The 25,691-nt window shown below is 72.2% G+C and carries 25 protein-coding genes; 10 read left to right on the top strand and 15 right to left on the bottom strand.

What is annotated here, in order from left to right; translation table 11 throughout:
• Positions 1-8: 8 nt before the first annotated feature.
• Genes JI739_RS14995 through JI739_RS14985 form a run of 3 tightly spaced genes read right to left on the bottom strand, consistent with a single transcriptional unit; the run spans position 9 to position 3,929 of the window.
• Positions 9-1,460 (bottom strand): sensor histidine kinase, YfiR-like protein-associated, encoded by a 1,452-nt coding sequence (locus JI739_RS14995; RefSeq protein WP_201684732.1) that lies wholly within the window; start codon positions 1,458-1,460, stop codon positions 9-11.
• Entirely contained in the window at positions 1,457-2,017 is a 561-nt protein-coding gene (locus JI739_RS14990) for a TOL_0243 family YfiR-like periplasmic protein (RefSeq protein WP_201684731.1), read from the bottom strand. Before JI739_RS14990 ends, JI739_RS14995 begins: the two co-directional genes overlap by 4 nt.
• A 19-nt stretch (positions 2,018-2,036) precedes the next feature.
• Entirely contained in the window at positions 2,037-3,929 is a 1,893-nt protein-coding gene (locus JI739_RS14985; protein WP_201684730.1) for a TOL_0244 family TonB-dependent receptor, read from the bottom strand.
• Positions 3,930-4,074: 145 nt separating this feature from the next.
• Here JI739_RS14985 and JI739_RS14980 point away from each other — a divergent pair, with 145 nt between their 5' ends.
• Together JI739_RS14980 and JI739_RS14975 are read left to right on the top strand one after the other, a co-directional pair.
• Positions 4,075-4,671 (top strand): YceI family protein, encoded by a 597-nt coding sequence (locus JI739_RS14980; RefSeq protein ID WP_201684729.1) that lies wholly within the window; start codon positions 4,075-4,077, stop codon positions 4,669-4,671.
• Between the two features lie 18 nt (positions 4,672-4,689).
• A complete protein-coding gene (locus JI739_RS14975) occupies positions 4,690-5,541 on the top strand; it encodes a hypothetical protein (RefSeq protein ID WP_201684728.1) in 852 nt (283 codons plus the stop codon).
• On the opposite strand, the gene JI739_RS14970 is transcribed toward JI739_RS14975, so the two are convergent.
• On the bottom strand, positions 5,510-7,204 hold the full coding sequence (locus JI739_RS14970; protein ID WP_201684727.1) for an adenylate/guanylate cyclase domain-containing protein: 1,695 nt from the start codon (positions 7,202-7,204) through the stop codon (positions 5,510-5,512). The genes JI739_RS14975 and JI739_RS14970 overlap by 32 nt on opposite strands.
• Between JI739_RS14970 and JI739_RS14965 the strand changes: the two genes are divergently transcribed.
• Positions 7,183-7,881 carry a Crp/Fnr family transcriptional regulator gene (locus JI739_RS14965; protein WP_201684726.1) on the top strand — a complete coding sequence of 233 codons (699 nt, stop codon included), beginning with the start codon at positions 7,183-7,185 and terminating at the stop codon, positions 7,879-7,881. The genes JI739_RS14970 and JI739_RS14965 overlap by 22 nt on opposite strands.
• Before the next feature lie 91 nt (positions 7,882-7,972).
• Here JI739_RS14965 and JI739_RS14960 read toward each other — a convergent pair whose 3' ends face one another.
• Positions 7,973-9,562 (bottom strand): sulfatase family protein, encoded by a 1,590-nt coding sequence (locus tag JI739_RS14960; RefSeq protein ID WP_201684725.1) that lies wholly within the window; start codon positions 9,560-9,562, stop codon positions 7,973-7,975.
• A 7-nt stretch (positions 9,563-9,569) separates the two neighbouring features.
• Positions 9,570-10,559 (bottom strand): Bug family tripartite tricarboxylate transporter substrate binding protein, encoded by a 990-nt coding sequence (locus tag JI739_RS14955; RefSeq protein WP_201684724.1) that lies wholly within the window; start codon positions 10,557-10,559, stop codon positions 9,570-9,572.
• Positions 10,560-10,668: 109 nt separating this feature from the next.
• Between JI739_RS14955 and JI739_RS14950 the strand changes: the two genes are divergently transcribed.
• Complete coding sequence (locus JI739_RS14950; RefSeq protein ID WP_201684723.1) at positions 10,669-11,577, top strand: LysR family transcriptional regulator; 909 nt, start codon at positions 10,669-10,671, stop codon at positions 11,575-11,577.
• On the opposite strand, the gene JI739_RS14945 is transcribed toward JI739_RS14950, so the two are convergent.
• The gene (locus JI739_RS14945) at positions 11,578-11,895 is read right to left on the bottom strand and encodes a hypothetical protein (protein ID WP_201684722.1); all 318 of its coding nucleotides are present in this window, start codon (positions 11,893-11,895) and stop codon (positions 11,578-11,580) included.
• Positions 11,896-11,955: 60 nt separating this feature from the next.
• Here JI739_RS14945 and JI739_RS14940 point away from each other — a divergent pair, with 60 nt between their 5' ends.
• Positions 11,956-13,005 (top strand): NAD(P)H-dependent flavin oxidoreductase, encoded by a 1,050-nt coding sequence (locus tag JI739_RS14940; RefSeq protein ID WP_201684721.1) that lies wholly within the window; start codon positions 11,956-11,958, stop codon positions 13,003-13,005.
• A gap of 89 nt (positions 13,006-13,094) precedes the next feature.
• Complete coding sequence (locus JI739_RS14935; protein WP_201684720.1) at positions 13,095-13,349, top strand: hypothetical protein; 255 nt, start codon at positions 13,095-13,097, stop codon at positions 13,347-13,349.
• Between the two features lie 9 nt (positions 13,350-13,358).
• On the opposite strand, the gene JI739_RS14930 is transcribed toward JI739_RS14935, so the two are convergent.
• The 5 genes from JI739_RS14930 to JI739_RS14910 all read right to left on the bottom strand — a co-directional run bounded on the left by JI739_RS14930 (position 13,359) and on the right by JI739_RS14910 (position 18,806).
• Positions 13,359-14,066 carry a GDSL-type esterase/lipase family protein gene (locus tag JI739_RS14930; RefSeq protein ID WP_201684719.1) on the bottom strand — a complete coding sequence of 236 codons (708 nt, stop codon included), beginning with the start codon at positions 14,064-14,066 and terminating at the stop codon, positions 13,359-13,361.
• Positions 14,067-14,172: 106 nt separating this feature from the next.
• On the bottom strand, positions 14,173-15,696 hold the full coding sequence (locus JI739_RS14925; RefSeq protein WP_201684718.1) for a S8 family peptidase: 1,524 nt from the start codon (positions 15,694-15,696) through the stop codon (positions 14,173-14,175).
• A gap of 68 nt (positions 15,697-15,764) precedes the next feature.
• On the bottom strand, positions 15,765-16,412 hold the full coding sequence (gene leuD / locus JI739_RS14920) for a 3-isopropylmalate dehydratase small subunit (protein ID WP_201684717.1): 648 nt from the start codon (positions 16,410-16,412) through the stop codon (positions 15,765-15,767).
• A complete protein-coding gene (gene leuC, locus JI739_RS14915) occupies positions 16,409-17,821 on the bottom strand; it encodes a 3-isopropylmalate dehydratase large subunit (protein ID WP_201684716.1) in 1,413 nt (470 codons plus the stop codon). The genes leuD and leuC overlap by 4 nt, the downstream gene beginning before the upstream one ends.
• A complete protein-coding gene (locus JI739_RS14910) occupies positions 17,811-18,806 on the bottom strand; it encodes a Bug family tripartite tricarboxylate transporter substrate binding protein (RefSeq protein ID WP_201684715.1) in 996 nt (331 codons plus the stop codon). The genes leuC and JI739_RS14910 overlap by 11 nt, the downstream gene beginning before the upstream one ends.
• A gap of 74 nt (positions 18,807-18,880) precedes the next feature.
• Between JI739_RS14910 and JI739_RS14905 the strand changes: the two genes are divergently transcribed.
• Positions 18,881-19,681 (top strand): GntR family transcriptional regulator, encoded by an 801-nt coding sequence (locus tag JI739_RS14905; protein ID WP_201684714.1) that lies wholly within the window; start codon positions 18,881-18,883, stop codon positions 19,679-19,681.
• A 32-nt stretch (positions 19,682-19,713) separates the two neighbouring features.
• A complete protein-coding gene (locus JI739_RS14900) occupies positions 19,714-19,932 on the top strand; it encodes a hypothetical protein (RefSeq protein WP_201684713.1) in 219 nt (72 codons plus the stop codon).
• On the opposite strand, the gene JI739_RS14895 is transcribed toward JI739_RS14900, so the two are convergent.
• Genes JI739_RS14895 through JI739_RS14885 form a run of 3 tightly spaced genes read right to left on the bottom strand, consistent with a single transcriptional unit; the run spans position 19,929 to position 23,060 of the window.
• On the bottom strand, positions 19,929-21,146 hold the full coding sequence (locus tag JI739_RS14895) for an MFS transporter (protein WP_201684712.1): 1,218 nt from the start codon (positions 21,144-21,146) through the stop codon (positions 19,929-19,931). The genes JI739_RS14900 and JI739_RS14895 overlap by 4 nt on opposite strands.
• Complete coding sequence (locus JI739_RS14890) at positions 21,133-21,945, bottom strand: FRG domain-containing protein (RefSeq protein ID WP_201684711.1); 813 nt, start codon at positions 21,943-21,945, stop codon at positions 21,133-21,135. The genes JI739_RS14895 and JI739_RS14890 overlap by 14 nt, the downstream gene beginning before the upstream one ends.
• Positions 21,942-23,060 carry an MBL fold metallo-hydrolase gene (locus JI739_RS14885; protein WP_201684710.1) on the bottom strand — a complete coding sequence of 373 codons (1,119 nt, stop codon included), beginning with the start codon at positions 23,058-23,060 and terminating at the stop codon, positions 21,942-21,944. Before JI739_RS14885 ends, JI739_RS14890 begins: the two co-directional genes overlap by 4 nt.
• Before the next feature lie 242 nt (positions 23,061-23,302).
• Here JI739_RS14885 and JI739_RS14880 point away from each other — a divergent pair, with 242 nt between their 5' ends.
• Entirely contained in the window at positions 23,303-24,202 is a 900-nt protein-coding gene (locus JI739_RS14880; protein WP_201684709.1) for a dienelactone hydrolase family protein, read from the top strand.
• A 301-nt stretch (positions 24,203-24,503) separates the two neighbouring features.
• Positions 24,504-25,688: an ABC transporter substrate-binding protein gene (locus tag JI739_RS14875; RefSeq protein ID WP_201684708.1), complete on the top strand. Its 1,185-nt coding sequence runs from the start codon at positions 24,504-24,506 to the stop codon at positions 25,686-25,688.
• The last annotated feature ends 3 nt before the right edge of the window (positions 25,689-25,691 follow it).

Below are 25,691 nucleotides of genomic sequence, written 5' to 3'. Positions count from 1 at the left end.
CGGCCGCATCAAGCCGCGCTGCGGCGATCCAGCTCGGCCGCCGGCGGCGCCTGCAGCACCAGCGAGGGCGGCAGCTCCACCCGGAACTCCGCGCCGCAGCCGGCGCCCTCGCTGCTGGCGGTGACCCGCCCATCATGCAGTTCGACCACGCTGCGCACCAGGAACAGCCCGATCCCCAGGCCGCCTTGCGAACGTGGCTCGGCCGACTTCACCTGCGTGAAGATGTCGAACACCTGGTCCAGCGACTCGCGCGGAATGCCGATGCCGTTGTCGCGCACCGAGAGGCGCACACCTTGCGCGTCCACCGCCGCCTCGACCCGGATGCGGCCGCCCTCGGGCGTGTACTTGCTGGCGTTGCCGATCAGGTTGCCCAGGGCCTGGGTCATGCGCACGGGGTCGATGTGGAGCGTCGCGTTCCCGGGCGGCAGCACCAGGTCCAGCTGCTGCCCGCGGGCCTCGATGCCGGGGCGGCAGGACTCGACGGCGGCCTCGACCACGGCCAGCAGGCTGGCCGGCTGGCGATCCAGCCGGAACTTGCCGGTGTTCACGCGGGCGATGTCCAGCAGGTCGTCGATCAGGTGGATCATGTGCGCCAGCTGGCGCTCCATGGTGTGGCGGGCCCTTAGGGAGCTGGGGCCGTTGGTGGGGTCCTTGGACAGGATGGCCAGGCCGGTGCGGATGGGGGCGAGCGGATTGCGCAGCTCGTGCGCCAGCGTGGCCAGGAAGCGGTCCTTGGCCCGGTTGGACTCCTCCAGGCGATCGGCCCGCGCGCCCAGCTCGGTCAGCATCGCGTTGAAGGCCTCGACCAGCTCGCCCACCTCGTCGTCGCTCTTCTTCTCGGCCCTCACGGCGTGCGTGTCGCCGCGCAGGATGCGCCGGGCCACGGCGCTGATCTCCATGATTGGTCCGGTCACGCGGCGCTGCAGGCGGTTGGAGAACACGTGGCCCACGTAGAGGCTCGCGACCATGACGGCGCCGAACGCCGCGAGGTACTCGAGCAGCCAGAGCAGCAGCCCGTGCTCGGCCTGCAGGTAGATGGCGCCGATGGGATCTCCTTCGCGCAGCACCGGCCGCGTGACCGCGGCGCGATGGAGGTCGAAGTGCCAGCCGACCGGCGGTGCCGCCTGCGGCACGCCGTCGGACGCACCCCGCTCGAGGTAGGCCGCCACGGGCGAGCCGTTGATGTCGTACAGCGCGGCGGCGGTGATGGTCGGCTTGCCGCCGAGCGAACCGAGGTACTCGGCCGCCGCCTTCGGGTCCTTGAAGGCCAGGGCGGCCTGGGTCGCCAGCGCCAGCACCTCGGCCTGGGTGAACAGGTCGCTGCGCACCAGCCGGTACTGGCGCAGCAGGTCGAAGGCGGCCAGGGCCGCGCCAGCCACCAGCAGGCTGGCGAGGGTGGCCGCCAGCACGATGCGGCTGATCTTTTCGCGGATCGAGTTGGCGCCGGCGATCAGCTTCATGGGCGCCCCTCCACCGTGACGGCCAGCGCCAGCAGCCGCGAGCTCAGGCGCAGGTCACGCTGCTCGGCCCGCCGCTGCGACGCCTCGAAGCGCAGCCGGCCGTTGTCCAGCACGAAGTTCAGCACCGCGCCGGCGGCCAGGCCATCGTTCAGGTGGGTGACCACCAGCACCGGCCCGGCCAGGCGCGCGGTCATCTCGCTCACGCGCGACTCGCGCCGGGCGGCCAGGTAGGCCAGGTGGACCCGCTCGCCGGTGGGCACCTCGCGCGCGCGCCGGACGACGACGGGCAGCCCGCGGACCCGGCGGCCCACGACCAGCGTCTCCAGCTCGGCCGCCACCGCGTCGTCGCCGTAGACACCGATGACGAAGGCGTCCTGGGCGTCCAGGGCCGCCGGCGGCCATTCGACGAAAGCGGTGAAGTTCAGCAGGTAGGCGGCCTTCACCGCCGGCTCGCGCGCCGTGCCGAGCTCCTGTGCCTGGACCCAGAGCGTGGCCAGGGCCAGCAGCAGCGCGAGCCATGTCGCCCGCAGGCGCCGCAGCCGCAGCACCCGCTTCACCGCCGGGCCTTCCGGATGCTCATGGCTGCCAGACCGCCCGCAGCCAGAGTTGCCTGCGCACCTGGCTGCCGGTGGCCGACTCGAATTCGGGGTGCGCTGGATCGAGCAGGTTCTGCGCGAGCAGCGACAGCTCCAGGCTGGGCGAAACCGCCCAGCCCAGCCGCGCGTCGACCGTGGTGTAGGACGGGATGGCCGGCTGGGGCAGGGCGCCGACGTGCCGCAGGGCGAGGTCAAACGCGTACCGGCTGCCGATGTCCAGCCGCGAGCGCAGCTTCCAGAGGTGCCGCGGGTCGTTGCCCTGGGCGGCGATGCCATTGGCCGCGTTGGCCGGCGCGGGGCCGCTGAAGCGAAGCTTCTTGTGCAGCCGGGTGTAGCCCGCCGACAGGCGCCAGACCGAGAGGGGGTTCCAGTGCGCCCAGGCCTCCAGCCCATCGGCCGTGCCCTCGACCAGGTTTTCCACGGTGGTCGGCACGGCGGCGGTGCCGGCGCGCAGGCCGCTGTACTGCTGGCGGAACAAGGTGAGGTCGTAGCTCAAGGTGCGCCCCAGGTCGCCCCGGTGGCCCACTTCGTAGACCTTGGCCACCTCCGAATCGAAGCGCGGGCCGCCGGCGATGACGAACGGCGGCGCCCCGGGGAAATAGAACTCGCGGTCGATGCGGGAGGGGGCCCGCACCGCCCGCGAGGCGGCGGCCCAGGTGGTGGCGCCGCCCAGGTGCCGCCAGGCGATGCGCGCCGTGGGCAGCCATTCCAGGCCGGTGTAGCTGTTGCGTTCGGCCTTCAGCCCCAGGGTCAGTTCGGCGCGCTCGCCCAGGCGGACCTGGTCCTGGACGAACAGGTTCCACCAGGCCAGGGTGCGCTCGGCCGGGTCGAAGGTGACCAGGGCCGTGGTGTCGTTGATGTCGGTGGCCGACCTGTAGCCGCCGCCCCAGACCCACTGATGGCGCCCCTGCCGCGCGAGCTCGTGGGTGAACTGCAGGTCGGTGCTGCGCGAGCGGTTGCGAAACAGGTTGGTGTCGTCGCGGTGGTACTCGTCGAGCGACAGCTGCACGCGCAGCGGCGAGCCGTCGGGCAGGCGGCTTTCCAGGCGTGCCGAGAAGTTGCCGCCGGAGATGTCGGGCGCGGTGTTGTTGGAGGGCAGGGCTCCACCCGTGAACGCATCGCCCTGCAGCGTGAGCTGGTGCACGCCCAGGTCCCAGTCGCCGCGGAAGCCCGCCTGCTGCTTGCTGGAACTGTCGGCCAGCGACAGCCCCGTGGCCGTGCGGGTGTCGGCGCGGTCCAGTGCCATGGCGTACACGCGCAGGTGCCCCGGACCATTGCGAAAACCCAGTCGAGCGGTTTGCTGGCCCCCATGGTGCGAGCGGGTGACGCTGACCATCGGGCCCTGGGTGGCCGCCGCGGGGCTGGTGACCACGTTGATGATGCCGTTCACCGCGTTGGCGCCCCACAGCGTGCCGCCCGGGCCCGAGATCACCTCGATCCGCTCGATGTCTTCCAGCGGCAGGTCGTGGAAGTCCCAGAACACGCCGGCGAAGAGCGGCGAGTAGATGGTGCGGCCGTCGACCAGGACCAGCAGTTTGTTGGCGATGGCGGTGTTGAAGCCACGGGCGCTGATGGCCCATTGGCCCGCATTGAGCCGGGCCACGTGCAGGTTGGGCGCGAGCCGCAGCGCCTCGGGCAAGGTGGTGGCGGCCGATCGCCGGATCTCGTCGCTGGTGATCACGTAGATCGACGCGGCGGCGCTGCGCAGGGTCTGCGGGCGGCCCGACACCGAAGTCACCATGATGTTGCTGAGCTCCTCCAGCGACAGGTCGGCCACGCTGGCGCTGTTGCGGGCATGAGCGGGAGGCGAGTGGACGGCGGCCATCAGGATCAGCGCCGCCAGCATCGTGGTCGGCATACGGGTGGGCGGCATCGCGCGATGGTACGCAAGCGCAGCCTTGCGCGGTGGCCGGCCGCGAAGTCGAGCCAGCGGCTGACATGTGCGTTTGCGCACATCCGACACCTGGGACCCTGATTACCATCGCGCCTTCTTCATCATCCCAACCCTCACCGAACCCATGAACCGTCGCCTGTTCCCGCTCACCGTCGCAGCCGCTGCCCTGGCCCTGGCCACCGGCGCCTTCGCCTCCGCCCCGGCCCCCGCGCCGGCCGGCACCTACAAGATCGATCCCGCGCACTCGGGCGCCTTCTTCGAGGTGGGTCACCTCGGTGGCGTGAGCCGATTCATGGGGCGCTTCCGCGACATGGCCGGCGAGCTGGTGGTGGACGTGCCCGAGAAGAGCCGGGTGAAAGTGGAGATCAAGACCGACAGCGTGGACAGCAACCACGAAGGCCTGGACAAGCACCTGAAGAGCCCCGACTTCTTCAGCGCCGTGCAGTTCCCGGTCATGAGCTTCACCTCCACCGCGGTCAACCTGAACCCGGCCGGCGAAGGCACCCTCGCGGGCAACCTCACCATGCGCGGCGTCACCAAGCCGGTCACCTTCAAGCTGCGGCACGTGGGCACCGGCAAGGGCATGCGCGGCGAGCAGCGCGTGGGCTACGTCGCCACCGCCACCGTCAAGCGCACCGACTTCGGCATCAATTACGGCGCGCCCGCCGCTGCCACCGACGACGTCGACCTGCGCATCAACATCGAAGCCATCAAGCAGTAACCGCATCGCACGGCCGCCATGCCCGACTTCACCTTCCTCTGGCCGCTGATCTGGCAAAGCGCGCTGCTGCCGTTCGGCGTGGCCGCGGCCGTCATGCTGGCCTTGCGGGCCTGGGGCGCTCCGGCCTATGCGGCGGCCGTGGCCCTGGCTGCCGGCCTGCTGGTCGCCTACTTCGCGGCGCTGCAGGGCCCCTGGGCCGCCTGGCCGCGCACGGCCGCCGATGCACTGCCCTGGATCGCCGCCGCGGCTGCACTGCTGACCGTTCCGGTGGAGCGGCTGCGCCGGCCGACTCTGCGGCGCACCGCGCGGCTCGCACTCGGCCTGCTGGCGGCGGCGCTGCTGGTGGTGCCGGCGGTCGCGAGCTTCGGCGTCGCCAAGGCGCTGGGCGCGGTTGTCGCGGTGGCATTGGCCGTGGCGGTGCTGTGGGGCCTGGTGGCGCGTGCCAGCCCCGGTCCGCGCATCCAGCCGCTGCTGCTGGCCGCGGTCGCCGGCGGCGCCGGGCTCGCGCTGATGCTGGACTCCAGCCAGTCGGCCGGCCGCCTGAGCGGCGCCCTGGCCGCGTCGCTGGCAGCCTGCGCCGTCCTGGGCTGCTGGCCGCAGCCGGGGCCCCTGGCGCGGCCCGCCAGCGGCGTGGCGGTGCTGCTGGTGGCCACGCTGCTGGCCATGGCGCACCTGTATGCCGGTTTTCCGCTGCTGTACATCGCGCTGCTGGCCGCGGCCCTGCTGGCTCAACCGCTGGTGGCGGCGCTCACCCGCCGCCCGCCGGCCGGTGCGGCGGCGCCGCTGGCGGCGGCGGTGCTGACGCTGATCCCGGTCGTGGCCACCGTGGCCCTGGCCGTCAAGGCGGCGCAGGACGCGGGCGGGTATTAGGCGTGCCGCCCGCGAGCCGCGCGGGCGAATCGACCGCGTACACCCGCAGCCGGTCCTCGCGGCCGCGCACGGCGATGTCGTGCGGCTGCAGGCCGGCCTGGCCTTCGTGACCGGCCGCCTGCAGCACCTCGGCCGACACGACCAGCCGCACCGCGTAGGACTTGCACAGTTCCTGTAGCCGGGCGGCGACGTTGACCGCATCACCCACGGCGCTGAAGGTGCGGGTGTCGCGCCAACCCACCTCGCCGATGGCGGCCTGCCCCGCGTGCAACCCCATCCCGTGGTCCAGCGCGTGGCCGAACTCCTGGCGCAGCCGAGCCCGCAGCAGCTGCATGGCCTCGTCCACGGCCGCGGCGGCGGCCAACGCCTGCCTGCAGGCGCTGCCCAGGTCGCTTTCCAGCCCGAACAGGGCCATCACGCTGTCGCCGATGAACTGGTTGGGCACCCCGCCCGAGGCGCGCACGGCGACGGCCACGGTCTCGAAGAACTGGTCCAGCACATAGGCCAGGTCGTGGGGCAGGTGCTGCTCCGAGAGCGTGCTCCAGCCGCGCAGGTCCACGAACAGCACCACCACCTCGCGCTCGGCGGCGTCGTCGATCGCGGGCTCGTGGCGTGCCGGCAGCAGCGGCGTCACGGCCAGGTCGCCCAGCGGGCGCAGCTGGCATGCCAGGCGCACGTCGGCCGGTGCCCGGATGCGGGCCAGCGTGCGGCGTTCGGCCTCGGCCGGCGGCGGCACATGCGCCGGATCGCCCGCCACGCGGATGCGGCAGGTCGAGCAGCGGCCGCGACCGCCGCACAGCGACAGGTGCGCGATGCCGTGGGCGCGGCTGGCCTCCAGCACCGACCAGTCCCGGGGCACCGCGATGCGCCGGCCGGGGTATTGCAACTGCAGCGATCGCCCGCGCCAGCGTTCGGCCAGGGTGCGCCCCGAGCGCGCCAGCAGCACCGCCGCCAGCAAGCCATGGAACGCCAGCAGCAGGCCTTGGGTGATGGCCGGCAGGGTCTCGGCGGCCGGCGCCGCGGCTTCGGCGGTGATCGGCGGCGGGGGCGCCTGCGGCCGGCCTTCCACTTCCCGACCCATGGTCGCCAACCCCAGCGCCGCCAGCACCGGCAGCAGCACGGCCACCGACAGCACGGCCGGCAGCGCCCGTTGCCAGGCCGCGCGATGGCGCAGCACGAAATGGATGCCCAGGCAGCCGTGCACCCAGGCGAGCGTGACCAGCGCCAGTTGCCGCGGCGCGTTGCCGCCGCCCCAGATGGCACCGGCCACCCGGGTGTAGCTGTCCTCGATCCCGTACAGTTCGTGCGCCACGCGGGTGCCGGTGAAGTGCACCGCCAGCAGCGCCGGGATGGCCAGGCCGATCACCAGCCGCGTGGCTTCGAGCGCAGGCATGCGCAAGGTGCGACGGTCGTGCAGCGCCGCCAGGGCCAGCCCCACGTGGACCAGGAAGGCGCCATAGAACAGCACGGTCATCGGCACGCTGCGCCAGAACGCCAGGAAGACCCGCCGTCCCCCTTCGGCGGCCTCCAGCGACACCAGGCCCAGCGCGTGGTTGAGCAGGTGCGTGGTGACGAACGTGAACAGAACCAGCCCGGATGCCAGGCGCAGCCTGCGGGCCGTGAGCGATTGGGACGGACGCGATGTCGAGAGAAAGTGAGGCATTCAGCCGGGAGTTGCGCCAGATCGGCCTGCTGAAGGGCCTGCCGCCGCAGCGGCTCGATGAACTCGCCGGCCACTGCGCGTGGCGGCATTATGAGGCGGGGCAGACGCTGGTCACGCGCGAGTCGGCCGACCACGACCTGCACCTGATCGTGGCCGGTCGCGTGCGCGTGACCAGCTATTCGTCCGCCGGGCGCGAGACCAGTTTCCGCGACCTGCGGGCGGGCGAGTGCTACGGCGAGGTCTCGGCCCTGGACGGCCTGCCGCGCTCGGCGCACGTGGTGGGCCTGGAGCCCGGCCTCATCGCGTCGTTGCCGCAGCCGCGCTTTCGCGAGCTGCTGCAAGCCGAGTGGACGGTGAACGAGCGCGTGCTGCTGCGCCTGTCGGCGCTGGTGCGCTCCCTCACCGACCGGGTGCTCGACCTGAGCACCCTGGGTGTGCAGCAGCGCATCTGCCGCGAGCTGCTGCGCCTGGCGCGCCGCCAGGCCGACGGCAGCTGGCGCATCGACCCGGCCCCGCCCCACGCCGACCTGGCCAGTGCGGTCAGCACCTACCGCGAGCAGGTCACGCGCGAGCTGTCGGCGCTGGTGCGCGCCGGTTTGCTGGTGAAGGACGGGAAAGGAATGAAGGTGGTGGACATCGAGCGGCTGGAGAGCCGCTCGATGGAGGCCAGGGGCTAGGGGTCAGGGAACGGCGCCTGCGGCGAGAAGGGCGCAGTTCGGCTGTTCCCCTGGTCCCTGGCCCCCAGCCCCTGGCCTGGGGCCTGTGGCTTCAAGCCAGACTCGTCGGCCGCGGGCACCTATCCGCGTGCCGGATCATGGTCTGCGCCAGTTCCTGTAGCAGTTCCGACTGCAGTCTCGCGTGGGCGGGATCGTCCCAGAGGTTGCGCTCTTCCAGCGGGTCGTCTTCCAGGTCGTACAGCTCGCCCCACTTGCCTTCCTGGAACAGGCTCAGGCGGTGGCGGCGGGTCACCAGGGTGCGCACCTGCACGGGGGTGTCGAACCCCAGGTAGGCCCGCTGCTGGCTCTCCTCGACCAGCACGCCGGTGCGGCCCGAGGGGCGCGTGGCGCCCGACGGCTCGAACAGGCCCTCGCCCTGGGTGCCATCCGGGGCCGCCAGGCCGGCGCGGCGCAGGATGGACGGACCCAGGTCCATGCTGCTGGCCAGGTCCTCGCGCACCTGGCCGCCCGGCGCTTCGGGGTCGCGCCAGATCAAGGGCACGCGGATCAGCCCCTGGTAGTGCAGCGGGCCCTTGAGCATGATCCCGTGGTCGCCCATCAGGTCGCCGTGGTCGGAGGTGAAGATGACCACGGTGTCCCGGTCCATGCCGCACTCACGCAGCGTCTGCATCACCCCGCCGATGCGGTCGTCGATGTTGGTGATCATTCCGTAGGTGAGCGCGATGATGTCGCGGATCTCGCGCTCGTTGGCGGCGAAGAAGCGCGGCGACTCGAGCCGGGCCTGGCCCGCCAGGCGCTCCCGCCAGAGCCAGGCCACGTGCGGTGGCTGGCCGTCGACGGACCGGGCGGTGCGCGGGGCCTGCACCGCGTCCGGGTCGTACATGTCCCAGTAGCGGCCGGGCGGTGTCCAGGGGTGGTGGGGATCGGGGAACGAACACAGCAGCGCGAAGGGCTCGCCCGCATGGTCGCGCGCATGCCGGCGCAGCCACTCCTGGCTCTGCTCGGCGATGTAGTGGGTGGGGTACTGGAACTCGTCGAGCTGCGTGCGCCACGCCTGGGGCGCGGTCTTGGCGGGATCGCGCGAGCCGTGCTCGCGGCCCAGCCGGTCGGCCACCTGTGGATGGTGCCGCGCCAGCCAGCGCGAATAGTCGCCGAAGCATTCGTCGGCGTGGTGGTTGCACAGGATCACCTCTTGGAAACCGTAGTAAGGCAGCCGCAGCTGGTGGGCCGGGTCGGCCCAGCTCGAACGCAGTTCCTGGCGGTACTCGGGCTGGTCGATGCGGGTGCGGCGGGCCTGGTCCAGGCCGGGGACCGCCTTCAACCCGCTCGGCGCCTGCGGCGGCAGCGCGGGTGGCGTGTTCTCCATGTTCTGCAGGTGGCTCTTGCCGATCATGGCGGTGCGCCAGCCCGAGCCCGCCAGCACGTCCGCGAAGGTCACGCTCTCCAGCGGCAGCGGCACGCCGTTGCCGCGGGCGCCATGGGCTGAGGGCATGCGGCCGGTCATCATCGATCCGCGGTTGGGCATGCACACCGGGTTGGCGACGTAGGTGCGCTCGAAGCGCGAGCCGCTGCGTGCCAGCTCATCGATCTGCGGCGTGCGCACCACCGGGTTGCCATAGCAGCCGAGGTGGTCGGCGCGGTGCTGGTCGGTCAGGAAGACCAGGAAATTCGGACGCGTCATGGCCGTGTCACTGCGCCGGCACCTTGCCGGACTGGATCAGGCGGCCCCAGCGGGCCTGGTCGCTCTCGATGCGCGCGCGCGTGGCCTGCGCGTCGCGGTCCAGCAGCTCGACGCCCTGGGCGTTGAAGCTCTCGCGCAGCGTCGCGTCGGCCAGGGCCGCCTGGATGGCGGCGTCGAGCCGGCTGCGCACCTGCGGCGGAGTGCCTGCCGGCGCCGTGACGGCCCACCAGACGTCGACCTCGTCGCCCAGCCCCTGGAAGCCGAGTTCGCCGAACGTGGGCACCTGCGGCAGGCGCGGCGAGCGCTTGTTCCCCGTCACCGCGATCGGGGCCAGCTGCTCGCGCGTGGCGTTCTGCACGGCCACCGGCATGCCCACGAACATGATCTTCAGCGTGCCACCCAGCAGGTCGGTCATCGCCGGCCCGGCGCCCTTGTAGGGCACATGCAGCAGCTCGATGCCGGCGGTGGACTCGAACAACGCGCCGACCAGGTGGCTGGGCGTTCCGTTGCCCGCCGAGCCGTAGCTGACCGTGCGCGGCGTGGCCCTGGCCTGGCGCAGCAGCGACGGCATGTCGACGATGCCGCTGGACTTGTGGGCCATCAGCACGTTGGACTGGCCGGCCACGGTGCGCAGCGGCGCCATGTCCTGCAGGGTCTGGTAGCCGGCGTTCGGCGAGAGCTGCGGCAGCAGCGTGAGCTGCCCGTCGCCGGCGAACAGGATGGTGTAGCCGTCGGGTTCGGCCTTCGCCAGCGCCTGGGCGGCCAGGGCGCCGGCCGCTCCGGCGCGGTTCTCGACGATCACGTTCTGGCCCAGGCTCTTGCTCATGGCGGTGGCCACCAGCCGCGCCAGGATGTCGGTCGGGCCGCCGGGCGCGAAGCCGACCATCATCTTCACGGGCTTGGCAGGGTAGGACTGCGCGGTGGCCGTGGCGGGTACGGCGGCGAAGGCGGACAGGACCAGGCCGAGCAGCAGGCGGCGGGTGGGGCGAATGGACATGGGTGTCTCCGGTTGATCGAGGGACGCGAGCGTTGGACGTGTCGCCTGATTCTTCGCAACCCCGCCACGGGCATCAAGCCGGCGGCGCCCCAATCGATAATCCGTCCTTATGAATGACCGCCAGCTCGAGTACCTGCGGCTGGTCCTGCGGGCCGGCAGCTTCGGCCAGGCCGCGCAGGAGGCCGGCGTGTCCCAACCGGCCATCTCGCAGGCCTTGGCGGCGCTGGCGCGGGAGGTGGGGCATCCCCTGTTCGAGCGGGAAGGGCGCCGATGCGTGCCGACGGCGCGCGCGTTGGCCATGGCCCAGGCCGGCGCCCGCGTGCAGGACGCCTGGAGCGAAGTCAGGCGCTCGGCCCGCCAGGCCCATCGGCCTGCATCGCCGCCGGTACCCGCCATCCGTGGCGGAATGGCGCCGGCGGCCGGCCTGCTTTACGGCCCCGCCCTGGTCGCCGCAGTCGCGACGTTCCCCGCGCCCCCGCTGCTGACGATCACCACCGGCGCGGCCGACCGGATGCTGCAGGCGCTGCTGATGCGCGAGCTGGACTTCGTCATCGCGCCGCGGCCGCGCGGCTTCAGGTCCAGCGGAATCCGTCGCCAGGTGATGTACGTGAGCCGGCCCATGGTGTACGCCCGCATCGGGCATCCGCTGGCCGGCGCACGGCACCTCGGGGAGATCGCAGGCGCCCATTGGGCGGTCGCCAGTTCAGCCGGCGCGCCCGGCAACGTGGTGGAAGAAGCGTTCCGGGTCAGGCGGTGGCCGCCGCCACGCATTGCCGTGCAGTGCGGCGACTACGCCATCCTGCTGCGCCTGATCGCGACCAGCGACCTGTTGGGCGTGATCTCGCACCCGGCCCTGGTGCCGGACGCGGCCGCCATCGGGCTCGTCGCCATTCCGGTGGCCGAGGGATTGCCGCACTACGAGGTTTGCCTGTTCCGGCACGCGGCCGCCACGGCGGCGGGACTCGACCGACTGCTGGCGGCGCTCGACGCGGCGGATGCCGGCCAGCGCATCGACTGATCAAGTGGGTCGGGCGGGCCTGCGGGCCACGTCGATCAGGCGCCGCGCCTCCAGCTCGGCATTCAGACCGGCTTCCAGCGGCGAGCGGCACAAGCCCGCGTGCACGTACTGCAGGTTCTCGTACAGCTCGGCCACCGAGGGCATGGCGCGCAGCAGCGGCTCCAGCGCGTCGGGCGGTGCGGCCTTCAGTTCGGCCTCGAGCCGCGAGACCACGGTGCGGTACTGCTCGGCATCCACCGGCCTGCCGCTGTGCTCCAGCCGCTGAAGGATGTGGGCCAGAGCGACCAAGGATTTGTTGACGCTCAATGAGGTGTTCATGCACGGCACATGGTGGACGCGGGCGGCCGTTTCAAGTCGGAGCGTCCTACGATGCACGCCATGACCGCCTTTTTCGACCGACTCGGCCTCTCCGCCCCGCTGATCCAGGCTCCCATGGCCGGCGCGCAGGACCACCGCCTCGCCGCCGCGGTGAGCAACGCCGGTGCGCTGGGCTCCTTGCCCGCCGCCATGCTCGACGCCACCGGCCTGCGCACCCAGCTCGCGGCGCTGCGGCAGGCCACGCGCGGGCCCATCAACGTCAACTTCTTCTGCCACCGGCCGCCCGAGCCGGACGCCGGGCGCGAAGCGGCCTGGCGCGAGGCCCTGGCACCGTTCTATCGAGAGCTCGGCCTCGAGGTCGTGCCCGCCGGCGGGCCCGGTCGTTCGCCCTTCAGCGCCGAGGCCGCCGAGGTGCTGGCCGAGTTCAAGCCCGAGGTGGTGAGCTTCCATTTCGGGCTGCCCACGCCCGAGCTGCTGGACCGCGTGAAGGGTCTCGGCAGCCTGGTGGTGTCGTCGGCCACCACGGTGGACGAGGCCCTGTGGCTGCAGGCGCAGGGCGTCGACGCGGTGATCGCGCAGGGCCTGGAGGCGGGCGGGCACCGTGGCATGTTCCTCAGCGACGACCTCAGCACGCAGCTGGGCACGTTCGCCCTGCTGCCGCAGGTGGTGGCGGCTGTGCAGCTGCCGGTGATCGCGGCCGGCGGCATCGCCGACGCGGCCGGCGTGGCCGCGGCGCGCGCGCTCGGCGCGGCCGGGGTGCAGGTGGGCACCAGCTACCTCTGCACGCCCGAGGCGCTCACCGGGCCGCTGCACCGGGCGGCGCTGCGCTCGGCGGCGGCGCGCCACACGGCGCTCACCAATCTCTTCAGCGGCCGGCCGGCCCGCGGCATCGTCAACCGCCTCATGCGCGAGCTCGGCCCCCTCAGTGACCGGGCCCCCGCCTTTCCGCTGGCCACGGCTGCCGTGGCGCCGCTGCGCGCGGCGGCCGAAGCGCGCGGGCTGGATGGCTTCACGCCGCTGTGGTCCGGCCAGAACGCGAGCGGCGTACGGGAGCTGCCGGCCGAGGCGATCACGCGCGGCTTCATCGACGCCTGGAACGCGGCTGGCTGAGCTTCGCTTTGGCGCCGATTTCCGTACGATGGTCGGTCCGTGGGGGCCGCACCGGCTCCGCTTCCCAGATCAAGTTCAGGAGGAACACCATGGATCTGCGCCTTCAATTTCTCGAGTCCTTCGCGGCCACCGGGTCGGACGGCCAGGCGTACAAGGTCTGCGCCTACGACCGCCTGGCCCGCGCCGAGGGCGCGGGCGGGCTGGAGAGCTGGGAGTCCACCGGGCAGGTGGAATACCGGCTGGCCGACGGCCGGCTGGTGGACGTGGCGCGCGACCGCACCCTGCGCGTGAACGGCTCGGAGATCGAGCTCAAGCCGGAGAACGCGCGCTACGCACCGGCCTGAAGCGGGCGTTCAGTTCGAGCGGCTCGGCAGCAGCGGCTCGATGTGGCGCGACCAGGCGACGTAGGCCGACGGGGTCAGGTGCACCCCGTCGCGGGTGAGGCCGGGGTCCAGCGCGCCGCCCTGGACCAGCACCGGGTGCAGGTCCACGAAATCGGGGTCGGGGCGAAGCAGCTCGTTGAGCCGCCGCACCCGCTCGTTGGTGGGTTCGTTCAGCCGGGCCGCCACCGGCAGCACGCTCTGCACCCGCGTGCGGATGCCCGCTTCGCGCAGCCGTGAGGCGATGGTTCGGATCCGTGCCGCCACCGCTTCCGGCTCCTGGCCGTAACGCAGGTCGACGATGCCGACCAGCAGGAACACCGTGGCCGGCTTGCGCGCGATCACCTCGTCCAGCCGGTCGAGCACGTCCTGGCTGCTGTCCCAGCCGATTCCGCGATTGAGCACCGTCGTGCCCGTGAAGAGCTCGGACCAGGGGCCGTTTTCGGAGTGCGAGTCCCCCAGCATCACCACCTCGGCGCGTGCCGGCGAAGCCCGGAAGAAGGCCACGCGGTCGCGGCGGATCTGCTGGGCCAGTGCGTCCGGCGGCGGCAGGAACGAGGTCTGTCCGACCAGCGCCTGCTGGAGGCGGGTGGTGATCGCCTGGCCGCCGCCGCGCCCCAGCCACAGGCCGATCAACAGGCCGGCCAGCAGGGCCAGCAACACGGCGGCGAACAACTTCATCGCAGGGCCTCGTAAGGGGGCAGGCATGGCCGACGATAGCAGCCGGCCCCGGGCCGGGCGCGACGTGATGACCTCGCGAGGCGTGGAGCCGGGCTCTGCGCCGGGGTCAGGGCTTGTGGATGGTGATCTGCACGGTGCCGCCCGGTGCGTAGTTGACCGAGCTGCCGCTCACGCCGGTCAGGCTGAACCGGGTCATGGAGACGTTCGACTTGATGCCGCTGCTGCGGATGCTGCAACTGCCGCTCGGGTCGGTGGTGCAGGTGCCCGAGCCGCTGTCGAAGCGCCCGCTGACCACCACGTTGGCCAGGGCCGCGCTCGGCGCGGTCACGGTGGGTGACACCAGCGTCACGGTGGCGATGGCGCGCCACTGGCTCTTGCTCGCCGCTTCGGACCTGCCCTGGATCGATCCCACCGTCACGGTCGGCAGCGACGCGTCGGGCGCCACCGGCTCGGCCCGGGCCAGGGGTTGCAGCAGGCTGGCATCGGGCGAAGGAATCTTGTCCGGGGTGGCGAAGGCCTGCAGGGTCAGGAACACCGCCTCTATCGGGGCGTCGGGTTGCGCCTCCAGCACCAGCGCGGCCAGGCCGGCCACGTGCGGGGACGCCATGGACGTGCCGCTCAGCACCGCCGAAGCCGTGGGGCTGCCGGAGCCGGCCGAGGTGATGCCGCTGCCCGGCGCGAAGAGGTCGAGGCAGGCGCCCCAGTTCGAGTAGGAGGCGCGGGCGTCGGTGGAAGTGGTCGCGCCGACGGTGATGGCCTGGGGCGTGCTGGCCGGCGAGTAGTTGCAGGCGTCGGCATTGCTGTTGCCGGCAGCCACCACGGTGGTGACGCCGCTGGCCACCAGGCCCTGCACCGCCTCGTTGACGCTCGCGGATTTGCCGCCGCCCAGCGACAGGTTGGCCACCGCGGGCCGCAAGAGGCTGCCCGCGGCCCAATCGATGCCGGCGATCACGCCGCTCCACGAGCCCGAGCCCCGGCAATCGAGCACCCGCACCGGCACCAGGCTGACCTGCTTGGCCACGCCCCAGGTGGTTCCGCCCACGGTGCCCGACACGTGCGTGCCGTGCCCGTTGCAATCCTCGGTGCCGCGCCCGTCGGTGATGCTCGTGAAGCCCGGCAGCAGCCGTCCGGTGAACTCGCTGTGGTCGCCGCGGACTCCGGAATCGATGACGAAGGCATGCACGCCCGCACCGGTCCGGCTGTAGCGGTAGATGCTGTCGAGCGGAAGGCCGGCCTGGTCGAGCCGGTCCAGGCCCCAGGTGGCGGGGCTTTGCTGCGACGTCACCTGCACCGTCTGGTCGCGCTCGATGCGTTGGACGAGCGGGTTGCGCTGCAGCGCCTGCACCGCCGCCGGCGGCAGGGTGGCGGCGAAGCCCCGGATGGCGTGGGCGTAGGCGTGGTGCAGCTGCGCCCCGGGCCCGGCGGCGCCGACCAGGCGGGCCGCCTCGATCGCAGGCTGGGCCACCCGGGGCGTGAAGGTGACGATGTACCGGTCCGGGATCGGCTCCGACGGGCCGAAGCTGCGCACCGCGGCGGCGGGCGGCGGCACCTGGGCCCACCCCCCCGTGCCGGACAGGGCGAGCAGGGCAAAGAGGATCGTTCGCGTGGTCAGGCCGGGGTGATGGCGCATGGCGGCTCCTGGGGTCGATCGGAGCCTCATCAAAGCGCTGAACGGCCGATTCGGCAAGCCCGGGTGAATCAGGATTCTTTGGATGGAAGCAGATGCTCCCAGGGGCGGCGGCGCCAGGCCTGCTCCTGCCAGGCCGCGATCTGCGGCTCGCGCCGCAGGTTCAGGTCGAGCTCGTCCTGGCCGGACAGCAGCATGTCGCGCCGGAAGGCGGGCAGCCGCACCGGAATGACCGGCTCGCCCGGCACCGCCAGCGTGCCGGCGGCCAGGTCGAGCTGGAAGGGCACGGCTTGCAGCGCCCGCTGCACCAGGCGGTCCACCAGCTGAGCGTCCAGCGCCAGCGGCAGCATGTGGTTGCGAAAACAGTTGTCGTGAAAGATCTGGCCGAAGCTGGGTGCGATGACGCAGCGGATGCCGAAGGCCTTGAGCATGGTTGCGGCCGTCTCGCGCGAGCTGCCGCAGGCGAAGTTCGGCCCCGCCACCAGGAAGCGGGCCTGCCGCCACGGCTGGCGGTTCAGGATGAAGTCGGGGTTCTCGCTGCCGTCGGCCTGCCAGCGCCAGGGCCCGAACAGGCGCGAGGCCAGCTCCTCGGGGCTGCGGATGCCCACCGGCTGCCCCCCGCCCGGGCCGCCACGCACCAGCGGTGCGATCAGGTCGGTGTTGATGTCGGGCTGCGGCAGCGCCGCGGCCACCCCGTGCAGGCGCACGAGCGCGTTCATGCCGCAACCTCCGGGAGCCTGGCGGGGTGGGTGATGTGGCCTGCGCAGGCCGAAGCCGCCGCTAGCGCGGGGCTGGCCAGGTGCGTGCGGCTGCCCGGCCCCTGGCGTCCCGCGAAGTTGCGGTTGGCGGTGGAGACCGCGCGCTCGCCGGGGCCGATGGTGTCGCCGTTGGCGCTCAGGCACATCGAGCAGCCCGGCCGGCGCCACTGGAAGCCGGCGTCGGTGAAGACCCGGTCCAGCCCCTCGGCCTCGGCCTGCCGGCGCACGTTCTCCGAGCCGGGCACGACCCAGGCGGTGACGGCAGGCGCGACCCGGCGCCCGCGCACCACGGCCGCTGCGGTGCGCAGGTCCTCCAGGCGCGAGTTGGTGCACGAGCCGATGAACACGCGCTGGACCGGCAGCCCCTGCAGGGCCTGGCCGGGCCGCAGGCCCATGTAGTCCAGCGAGGCCTGCAGGCTGGCGCGCCGGGCCGGGTCGGGCTCTTGCGCCGGGTCGGGGATGCGGCCGTCGACGGGCAGCACCATGTCCAGGCTGTTGCCCCAGGTGACCTGCGGCACCAGCCGCGAGACGTCGAGCGTCACCTCGCGGTCGAAACGGGCGTCGGCGTCGCCGGCGAGCTGGCGCCAGTCGGCCAGCGCGGCATCCCAGGCGGCACCGCTGGGTGCGTAGGGGCGGCCGGCCAGCCACTCGAAGGTGGTGTCGTCGGGCGCGACCAGGCCGTAGCGTGCGCCCCATTCCACCGACATGTTGCACAGCGTGAAGCGCCCCTCCATCGGCAGCGCGCACACCGCCTCGCCCGCGTATTCGACGGCGAAGCCGTTGCCGGCCGACACGCCCAGCTGCCCGATCAGGTGCAGCACCAGGTCCTTGGCGCTGGTGTGGTCGGGCAGCCGGCCCTGCAGGTTCACACGCATCGTGCGCGGCTTGCGCTGCATGCAGGTCTGCGTCGCCAGGATGTGCAGCAGCTCGCCCTGTCCCACCCCCCAGGCCAGCGCGCCCATGGCGCCGTGGGTGCAGGTGTGGCTGTCGCCGATGGCCACCGTCAGGCCGGGCAGCACCAGGCCCATCTCGGGCGCGATGACGTGGACGATGCCGTGGCCCGGCTGGCCGATGTCGAACAGCCGCACGCCGAACTCGCGGGTGTCGGCGCGCAGCTGCGCCACGTGCGGGTTGCCTTGCTGCGTGGGGTCGGCCAGCTGCGGCTCGGTGGAGACCGAGTGGTCGGCCGAGGCGAAGGTCAACTCGGGGTTGCGCACCTTCAGGCCGCGCCGGCGCAGGTGGGTGAAGGCATTGCCGTTGAAGTCGGGCACGACGTGGCGGTCGACGTGCAGCAGCGCGAAGCCGTCGCCCAGCTCGGCCACCACGTGCCGCTGCCAGAGCTTCTCGAACAGCGTGCCCTCAGTTGACATTCGCGCCGGACTCCTTCACGGCCTTCTTCCAGTGCTCGACCTCGCGCCGGATGATGGCCGCGAACTCGGCGGGGGTGGAGCCGTCCACGGCCATCGACTGCCGCTCCAGCTGGGCCGCGATCTCCGGGTCCTGCAGCACCTTCACGATGTCGGCGTGCAGGGCGGTGAGCACGCCCGGCGGCAGGTTGGCCGGCCCGATCAGGCCGAACACGCTGGCGAAGCCCAGGCCCGGCAGCGTCTCGTCCAGCAGCGGCATCTCCGGGTGCAGCTTGTTGCGGCGCGGGTCGGTGAGCGCCAGCAGCTTGAGCTTGCCGGCCTTGATGTGCGGCAGCGCCGATTCGAGCACGACGAAGCCGTAATGCACGCGGCCGGGCAGCAGCTCGCGATAGGCGCCGCTGCTGCCGGAAAAGGGCACGTGCGTGACCTGCATGCCGGCGCGCCTGGCCATCAGTTCGCCGGTGATGTGGCCCGCCGTGCCCACCCCCAGCGAGGCCCACGAGAGCTGGCCCGGGTGGGCCTTCGCGTGTTCGATCAGCTCCTTCACGTTGCTCGCCGGCACCGACGGGTGGGCCACCAGCGCGTTGGTGATGTTGCCGATCTGGGTGATGGGCGTGATGTCCTTGAAGGTGTCGTAGGGCAGGTCGCTGCGCAGGCTGGGATTGATGGTGATGGAACTCACCACCACGCCGAAGGTGTGGCCGTCGGGCGCCGACTGCACCACGGCCTGCGTGCCCAGGATGGTCCCGCCGCCGGGCTTGTTCTCCACCACCACCGGTTGCCCCCACAGGTCCGCCAGCTTCTGCGCAATGGGGCGGATCACGGCGTCGGTGGCGCCGCCGGCCTGCAGCGGCGAGACCAGGCGCACGGTGCGGGTGGGGCGGAAGGCGCCGCGCGAGGCCTGGGCGCGCGCCGGCAGGCAGGCGAGGAGGGCGAGGGCGCCGGCGGCGCCCAGCAGGGTGCGGCGGTCGGTGCGGGGCAGCTGCATCGGAGTCTCCTGGAAAGTTGTATTCGAGATAATACAACTCATGCCGGGCGCCGCCGGCCGCGACAATCCGGGGCATGGACAACGCCGCCCGCGAGCGCCTCGTTTCGCTGCACCACCAGCTTTCGACCCTGATCAAGGACGGCATCGCCGCCGGCCGCTACGCCCCGGGCGCGCAGTTGCCGACCGAGGAGTCGCTGTGCGCCGAGCACGGGGTCTCGCGCGTGACGGTGCGCCGGGCGCTCGAGTCGCTGCGGCAGCAGGGTTTCATCGAGAAGCGGCACGGGCGCGGCACCTTCGTGCGCGAGGCGCCGCCGGTGCTGGCGCTGCCCACGCCGATCGCCAGCTACCTCGACAAGGTGGCGCAGCGGCGCGCGCTGAGCCGGCACGTGCTCAAGGAATTCGGCTGGGTGCCGGCCAGCGCCGAGGTGCGCAGCAGCCTGCAGCTCGAGGCCGATGCGCAGGTGCTGCGGGTGGTGCGGCTGCGTGTCATGGGCCGCCTGCCGCTGGTGCACAACACCGTCTTCCTGCCGCCGGAGCTGGGCCGCAGTTTCACGCGGGCCGATTTCCGCTCGACTCCGCTGTCCGAGCTGCTCGGGCGCGCGGGCGCGCACTACGGCCGCATCGAGCTGGTCACCCGCGCCCGCCTGGCGACGCCGGGCATCGCGCAGCTGCTGCAGGTGGAGGTGGGTTCGGCCCTGGTCGATGTGCAGCGGATCGGCTACGACGCCGGGGGCCGGCCGATCGAGTACCAGCAGTTGCTGGGGCCCTCGGACCGGTTCGAGACGCATGTCACGGTGGGCGCGGCGGCGTCGCCGGGCGAGTCGCCGCGAAAGGGGCGGCATCCTCCTACCGGCCGAGGGCGGGCGCGGCGCTAGATTGGGCCTCGACCCACCCACAGGAGAGCCCCATGCCCAACGAGAAGAACAGTGGTGACATCCATCGTCCGGTCGTCGAGCGCGACCTGCCTCTGCAAGGCGGCAGCGAGGACGGCGCCCAGGCCCGCGGCCTGGAGGAATCGCGCGAGCAAGGCGTGCGCCAAGCCGGCATCGTCAAGGAAAGCGAGGATGCCGAGCGCCTCGACAAGCCGGTCGACAAGTCCGCCGACAAGTCCGCCGACAAGTCCTAGGACGCCGGCTTCGAGTCCGCCGGCGCGCCGCTTCGCAGCAACGCCCAGGTGCACAACACGCAGGCCACGGTGAGTCCGGCGAAGCCGGCGCGATAGGTTCCGAGCAGCGACGACAGCGCGCCGAACGCCATCGGCCCCAGCACCACGCCGAGGTACGTGATGGCCAGGGTGCCGCCGGTGGCCAGTCCCGCCTGGCCGGGCGGCGCCTGGCGCGCGACCTCGGCCAGGTAGACGCCGTTCCAGCCGATCGCCGAGGCGCCGAGCACCAGCAGCAGCGCGTTCACCAGCACGGCCGGCACGCCCGGCGCCAGCAGGGCCATGGCCAGCGTGGCTGCGCCCATCAGCACGGCGAGCACGGTGAGCATGCGCCGGGCGCCCAGCCACCGGTCGGCCGCCCAGCCCCAGAACACCCGGCCCACGACGCCACCGGCCTGCGCCATCGACAGGGCGAGTCCGGCGGCGACCAGCCCCCAGGCCATCGCGGCGTTCAGGTAGGTCACGAGATAGGTGCTCAGCGACATCTGCACGATCGAGAACGCGAACGAGCAGCCAGCCAGCATGCGCAGGGACCGATGGCCCAGCACCAATCGCACGGGCCCGGCCAGGTTGCCCAGCGCCAGGCGGTGCCGGGGCTCGCGGTCCGCGTCCAGTGAGCGGCGCAGCGGCTGGGACAGCGCCACCCCCAGCAGGTTGCCCCCGGCCACCGCCAGCAGTGCGCCTTGCCACCCCAGCCACAGCAGCAGGCCCGACACCAGGGCGCCGGCCAGCACGCCGCCCAGGGGTACGCCGGTCTGCTTGATCGAGAACACCAGCGACATGCGGTGCGGCGGCGTGGTGCGCATCAGCAGGTGCGAGCTGGCCGGCGTGATCGGCCCATAGCCCAGCCCGATCAGCCAGGCGCCCAGCGCGATGCCCGGCAGCGAGCCGGCCGCGCACAGCGCCAGGCCCAGGGCGGCGGCTCCCAGCGAGAACTGGCTGGCGCGGATCGCGCCGAAGCGGCTCACGATGGGTCCACCCGCCAGGCTGGCCAGCATCGCGCCCAGGTAAACGATGGCGATGTACACGCCGGCATAGGCCGCGGAAATGCCCAGGGCCTGCGCCACGGCGGGCGCCATCGCCGGCAACGCCAGCACCGCCGTGGAGGCCAGGGCCTGCACGGCGGTGGTGATGGCCAGGGTGCGCCAGCCGTCCTCGCGGCGTTCAGGCGCGCTCACCGGGCACCGTGTGTTGCTCGTACTCCTCGATCAGGCGCGGCCAGATCGCTTCGAGTTCGTAGCGCAGCGATTGGGCCAGGCCGACCAGGTCGGGAAATAGCGTGGCGTAGGTGATGTTCATGCGGTAGAGCGCGCGCATGGCCTCGGCGCGCATGCCGCCGGCCAGCACGAAGCGCTGGAGCAGCTCGTCCGAGTCGCCGTACGCCTCGAGGATGGCGTCCAGCGACAGCTCCAGCGTGCCCGGCACCACGAACAGGCCCGACTGCGCCATCAGTCGCCCGTCCATCTCGGTGGGCTCGCCGAACCACAGCACCGGCAGCTGGTTGCTCGCGAAGTAGCGCTCGAAATTGCCGGGCAGGCGGGGGTCGATGCGGTCGCGGTCGAGCGACGGGTCGAAGCGCGGCCTGAGGTTCCACAACGCGGGGGTGTTCAGCGCGTAGACCACCACGTCCTCGGTGGCGCTTTCCAGCGCGAAGAAAGCGGCCACGAAGGGCGACTTGGTGAAGTCCAGCAGCCGGGTGGGCGAGCCGTGGTGCTGCATCAGCGCCAGGCAGCGCAGCTCGTCGTCGAGCGCCGTGCGGTCGTGCAGGTGGATGTGCGCCTTGCGCCGGAACACGCGCATGGCGCGCGCCTCGCGCAGCGGCCACAGGCGCTGGTCGGGACAGAACTCGCGCAGCCGGCGCGTGAGCGAACTCACCAGCGGCCAGTGCGGCGAATGCTGTCCGCGGAAGGCCCAGCCTTCGAGCTGGTCCGTATGCTCGACGAACTCATGCCAGCGGGAGAGATGCACCGTCCTCATGGCCGGTGATTGTCGGCCGCGCCCACGCTCGCCGGCGTGCGCCACCAGTTCACGCCATCGGCGTCGGTGTCGCACACGGCCTCGCCGCGCCCGCGCAGGTAGTTCAGGCAGGCCAGGCTCTCACCGGTGGCCATGCTCAGGAGCTGGGGCTTGTCGGGGGTGATGGCCCGTGCGAACAGGGCGCCGAACACGTCCACCGCCCGCTGCGGCTGGCGCAGCCGTTCACGCAGCCGCTGCAGCGCCTGGTCCTGCCCCTGGCGCAGGCGGTCCAGCCGCGCGTGCAAGCCGCGGAACGCCAGCCCGTGCGCCGGCAGGACCAGCACGTCGTCGGGCACCTGGGCGCGGATGCGGGCGATGGACTCGAACCAGTCGCTCATCGGGTCGTCGTCCGGCTCCATGGGGTAGACCGACACGTTCGACGAGATGCGCGGCAGCACCTGGTCACCGGAGACCAGGATGCGCTGGTCGGGGCTGTAGAGGCAGGCGTGCTCGGGCGAATGGCCGCGTCCGACGATCACCCGCCAGGGGTGCCGGCCGATGCGGATCTCCTCGCCGTCGACCAGCCGCCGGAAGCTCGAGGGCAGCGAGTGGATGTGCTTGCCGAAGTTGCCGAAGCGCGCGCGGTAGGTCTCGATGGCCGCGGTGTCCCAGCCGGCGCGGCGGTAGAAGGCCTCGCCCTCGGCGGGTGCCTCGCGCCCGGTGTCCGACACCAGCACCCGGCACTGCAGGTACTCGCCGCGCGTCATCCACAGCCGGCAGCCGTGGCGGCGCGTGAGCCAGCCGGCGGTGCCCACGTGGTCGGGGTGCATGTGGGTGACGAACACGCGGCTCACGGCCGGGTTGCCGGCCTCGGCCAGGATGCGGGTCCAGCCGGCGGTGGTCTCCGGGCTGCAGACGCCGGTGTCGACGATGGCCCAGCCGCCGTCGTCGTCCAGCGTCCACAGGTTGATGTGGTCCAAAGCGAAGGGCAGGGGCATGCGCACCCAGCGCACGCCCGGGGCGATCTCGACGGCGGTGGCCGGGGCGGGGGCTTCGAACGGGTAGTGCAGGGGATCGCGCGGAGGGGCCGGCGCGGCGTCGGCCGGGGCGGACGCGGAGAGCGAAGGGGACGGCATGCCGCAAATTGTCGCCGCCCGCGCATGCGCCATGCGCCCTGCGCCTCGGCGACCGGGCGGTGATCGGCGCCGGCAGCGTGGTCACCCGCGACGTGCCGGCCGACGTCTTCGCGGCCGGCAATCCCTGCCGGGTCGTCCGAGAACTCAAGCATTCATCGGGTCCGCGCGAAGCCCGCCGGTAACCTCCCGCGGCCGGAACGGCATCCCCCGGTTCCGGCGATCCAAGAACGAGTGGAGACTCCATGACCCAACGCCTCACTGCGCAGGATTTCGACCCCGACCTGCTGATCCTCTTCGACGCCTACGTGCATGGCCACATCGACCGGCGCGGCTTTCTCGAGCAGGCGCGCGGCTTCGCCAAGGCAGGCATGACCGCCGCCGGCCTGCTGGCCGCCCTCAGCCCCAATTTCGCGATGGGCCAGCAGGTCAAGCCCGATGACGCGCGCCTGAAGACCGAGACGGCCACCGTGCCTTCGCCGCAGGGCAACGGCAGCGTCAAGGGCTACCTGGCGCGCCCGGCGTCGGCCGGCACCACCAAGCTGCCGGCCGTGCTGGTGATCCACGAGAACCGCGGCCTCAATCCGCACATCGAGGACGTCACCCGCCGGCTGGCGCTGGAGGGCTTCATGGCCTTCGCCCCCGATGCCCTCACGCCCCTGGGCGGCTACCCCGGCGACGAGGACAAGGCGCGCGAGGCCTTCGCCAAGCTCGACCAGGGCAAGGCGCGCGAGGACTTCCTGGCCAGCGCCCGCTGGCTGGAGCAGCGCACCGACGCCACCGGCCGGTTGGGCGCGGTGGGCTTCTGCTACGGCGGCGGCATCGTGCACCAGCTCGCCACGCGCCTGCCGGAACTGGACGCCGGCGTCGCCTTCTACGGCCCGGCGCCGGCGCCGGCCGACGCGGCCAAGGTGAAGGCGGCGCTGCAGGTGCACCAGGCCGGCATCGACGAACGCGTCAACGCCACCTGGCCGCCATACGAGGCGGCGCTGCGCGCGGCCAACGTGAAGTTCGAGGTGCACGCCTACCCGGGCACGCAGCACGGCTTCCACAACGACACGACGCCCCGCTACGACGCGGCCGCCGGCCGCCAGGCCTGGGAGCGGACGCTGGCGTTCTTCAAGCAGGAAATCGGGGCGATGTAGGCCACCTCGACAACGCTTCGGCGTTGTCGCATGTGCTTCGTCGCAGTGACCCCCCGGTGCCCCACGCGCAGGGGCACCGGGCAGCAGCCGCCGATCCGCTGCGGCGGCCCCGCCGATCCGGTCTCGTGGTCTGCGCCACCGGCAGGTCGGAGCGCATCAGGACTTCCAAGAGGGCGATGGACGTGTGGGCGCGGCGCCAGCGACCGCGTGGCCCGGCACGGGAAAACCCCGATCTCGTTGCCCTAGCAACTGGTTGCCTTACCAACAATAATCGCGGCTCCAGACCACACCAGGAGACGACATGTCCTTCTCGCGCCGCGCGATCACCAGCGCCCTGTTCGCCGCCTGCGGCTTGGCCGTCCTGCCTGCGCAGGCGCAGGCGCAGAGCATCAAGGTCGGCATCGTCGGGCCTTTCTCGGGGCCGTTCGCCCATTACGGCGCGCTGTTCAAGTCCGGGGCCGAGGCCTATGTCGCCAGCCAGGGCGGCAAGCTCGCCGGCAAGGAGGTCGAGTTCATCTACCGCGACACCGGCGGCCCCAACCCGGGCCAGACCCGCGCGCTGGTGCAGGAGCTGATCGTCAAGGACAAGGTGGACTACCTCGGCGGCTTCGTGTTCACGCCCAACGCGCTGGCCGTGGCGCCGCTGATCCAGCAATCGCAGACGCCCACCGTCATCTTCAACGCGGCCACCTCGTCCATCACCGAGAAGTCGGAGTATTTCCTGCGCACCAGCTACACGCTGTGGCAGGTGACGGTGCCGCTGGCGCAGTGGGCGGCCAAGCAGAACCTCAAGAAGGTGGTGACGGCCGTCACCGACTACGGCCCGGGACTCGATGCCGAGGCTGCCTTCAAGGCCGAGTTCGGCAAGCAGGGCGGCACGGTGGTCGAGACCATCCGCATGCCCATCGCCACCACCGACTTCGGCCCCTTCGTGCAGCGCATCAAGGCCAGCGGCGCGCAGGCCGTGTACACCTTCCTGCCCGGCGGGCCGCCCAACCTGGGCTTCGTCAAGGCCTACAACGAGAACGGCCTGGCCAAGGCCGGCGTGCAGTTCCTGGGCACGGCCGAGACCGACGAGTTCGACCTGCAGAAGTTCGGTGACGGCGCCATCGGCCTGACCACCGCCTTCCACTACTCGGGGGCGCACGAATCGCCGGCCAACAAGCAGTTCGTCGAGGCCCTGAAGAAGCGCGATGCGAACGTGGTCGCCAACTACGCCTCGGTGGGCGCCTGGGACGGCATGCACGTCATCCACAAGATGATCGAAGCCACCGGCGGCAAGCGCGACGGCGCCAAGGCCCTGGCCGCCGCCCGCGGGCTGCAGTGGGAGAGCCCGCGCGGCCCGGTGCGCATCGACCCCAAGACTCGCCACATCACGCAGAACGTGTACCTGCGCAAGGTCGAGAAACAGGGCATGCAGCTGGTGAACAAGGAAGTCCAGAGCTTCGGTCCGCAGCCGGACTTCGGGCTGGACGCCGCCAAGTAAGCG

Origin of the sequence: Ramlibacter aurantiacus, from assembly GCF_016722895.1 — a bacterium.
Classification (GTDB): domain Bacteria; phylum Pseudomonadota; class Gammaproteobacteria; order Burkholderiales; family Burkholderiaceae_C; genus Ramlibacter; species Ramlibacter aurantiacus.
The sequence above is the reverse complement of the archived record's forward strand: the minus strand, read 5'-3'. Positions and strand labels throughout refer to the sequence as shown.

What these genes read in the sequence shown, in the direction of transcription:
- JI739_RS14995 (WP_201684732.1), bottom strand. Translation starts at nt 1,460, where the DNA reads ATGAAGCTGATCGCCGGCGCCAACTCGATCCGCGAAAAGATCAGCCGC.
- JI739_RS14985 (WP_201684730.1), bottom strand. Translation starts at nt 3,929, where the DNA reads ATGCCGCCCACCCGTATGCCGACCACGATGCTGGCGGCGCTGATCCTG.
- JI739_RS14980 (WP_201684729.1), top strand. Translation starts at nt 4,075, where the DNA reads ATGAACCGTCGCCTGTTCCCGCTCACCGTCGCAGCCGCTGCCCTGGCC.
- JI739_RS14975 (WP_201684728.1), top strand. Translation starts at nt 4,690, where the DNA reads ATGCCCGACTTCACCTTCCTCTGGCCGCTGATCTGGCAAAGCGCGCTG.
- JI739_RS14965 (WP_201684726.1), top strand. Translation starts at nt 7,183, where the DNA reads ATGTCGAGAGAAAGTGAGGCATTCAGCCGGGAGTTGCGCCAGATCGGC.
- JI739_RS14970 (WP_201684727.1), bottom strand. Translation starts at nt 7,204, where the DNA reads ATGCCTCACTTTCTCTCGACATCGCGTCCGTCCCAATCGCTCACGGCC.
- JI739_RS14960 (WP_201684725.1), bottom strand. Translation starts at nt 9,562, where the DNA reads ATGACGCGTCCGAATTTCCTGGTCTTCCTGACCGACCAGCACCGCGCC.
- JI739_RS14955 (WP_201684724.1), bottom strand. Translation starts at nt 10,559, where the DNA reads ATGTCCATTCGCCCCACCCGCCGCCTGCTGCTCGGCCTGGTCCTGTCC.
- JI739_RS14950 (WP_201684723.1), top strand. Translation starts at nt 10,669, where the DNA reads ATGAATGACCGCCAGCTCGAGTACCTGCGGCTGGTCCTGCGGGCCGGC.
- JI739_RS14945 (WP_201684722.1), bottom strand. Translation starts at nt 11,895, where the DNA reads ATGAACACCTCATTGAGCGTCAACAAATCCTTGGTCGCTCTGGCCCAC.
- JI739_RS14940 (WP_201684721.1), top strand. Translation starts at nt 11,956, where the DNA reads ATGACCGCCTTTTTCGACCGACTCGGCCTCTCCGCCCCGCTGATCCAG.
- JI739_RS14935 (WP_201684720.1), top strand. Translation starts at nt 13,095, where the DNA reads ATGGATCTGCGCCTTCAATTTCTCGAGTCCTTCGCGGCCACCGGGTCG.
- JI739_RS14930 (WP_201684719.1), bottom strand. Translation starts at nt 14,066, where the DNA reads ATGAAGTTGTTCGCCGCCGTGTTGCTGGCCCTGCTGGCCGGCCTGTTG.
- JI739_RS14925 (WP_201684718.1), bottom strand. Translation starts at nt 15,696, where the DNA reads ATGCGCCATCACCCCGGCCTGACCACGCGAACGATCCTCTTTGCCCTG.
- leuD (WP_201684717.1), bottom strand. Translation starts at nt 16,412, where the DNA reads ATGAACGCGCTCGTGCGCCTGCACGGGGTGGCCGCGGCGCTGCCGCAG.
- leuC (WP_201684716.1), bottom strand. Translation starts at nt 17,821, where the DNA reads ATGTCAACTGAGGGCACGCTGTTCGAGAAGCTCTGGCAGCGGCACGTG.
- JI739_RS14910 (WP_201684715.1), bottom strand. Translation starts at nt 18,806, where the DNA reads ATGCAGCTGCCCCGCACCGACCGCCGCACCCTGCTGGGCGCCGCCGGC.
- JI739_RS14905 (WP_201684714.1), top strand. Translation starts at nt 18,881, where the DNA reads ATGGACAACGCCGCCCGCGAGCGCCTCGTTTCGCTGCACCACCAGCTT.
- JI739_RS14900 (WP_201684713.1), top strand. Translation starts at nt 19,714, where the DNA reads ATGCCCAACGAGAAGAACAGTGGTGACATCCATCGTCCGGTCGTCGAG.
- JI739_RS14890 (WP_201684711.1), bottom strand. Translation starts at nt 21,945, where the DNA reads ATGAGGACGGTGCATCTCTCCCGCTGGCATGAGTTCGTCGAGCATACG.
- JI739_RS14885 (WP_201684710.1), bottom strand. Translation starts at nt 23,060, where the DNA reads ATGCCGTCCCCTTCGCTCTCCGCGTCCGCCCCGGCCGACGCCGCGCCG.
- JI739_RS14880 (WP_201684709.1), top strand. Translation starts at nt 23,303, where the DNA reads ATGACCCAACGCCTCACTGCGCAGGATTTCGACCCCGACCTGCTGATC.
- JI739_RS14875 (WP_201684708.1), top strand. Translation starts at nt 24,504, where the DNA reads ATGTCCTTCTCGCGCCGCGCGATCACCAGCGCCCTGTTCGCCGCCTGC.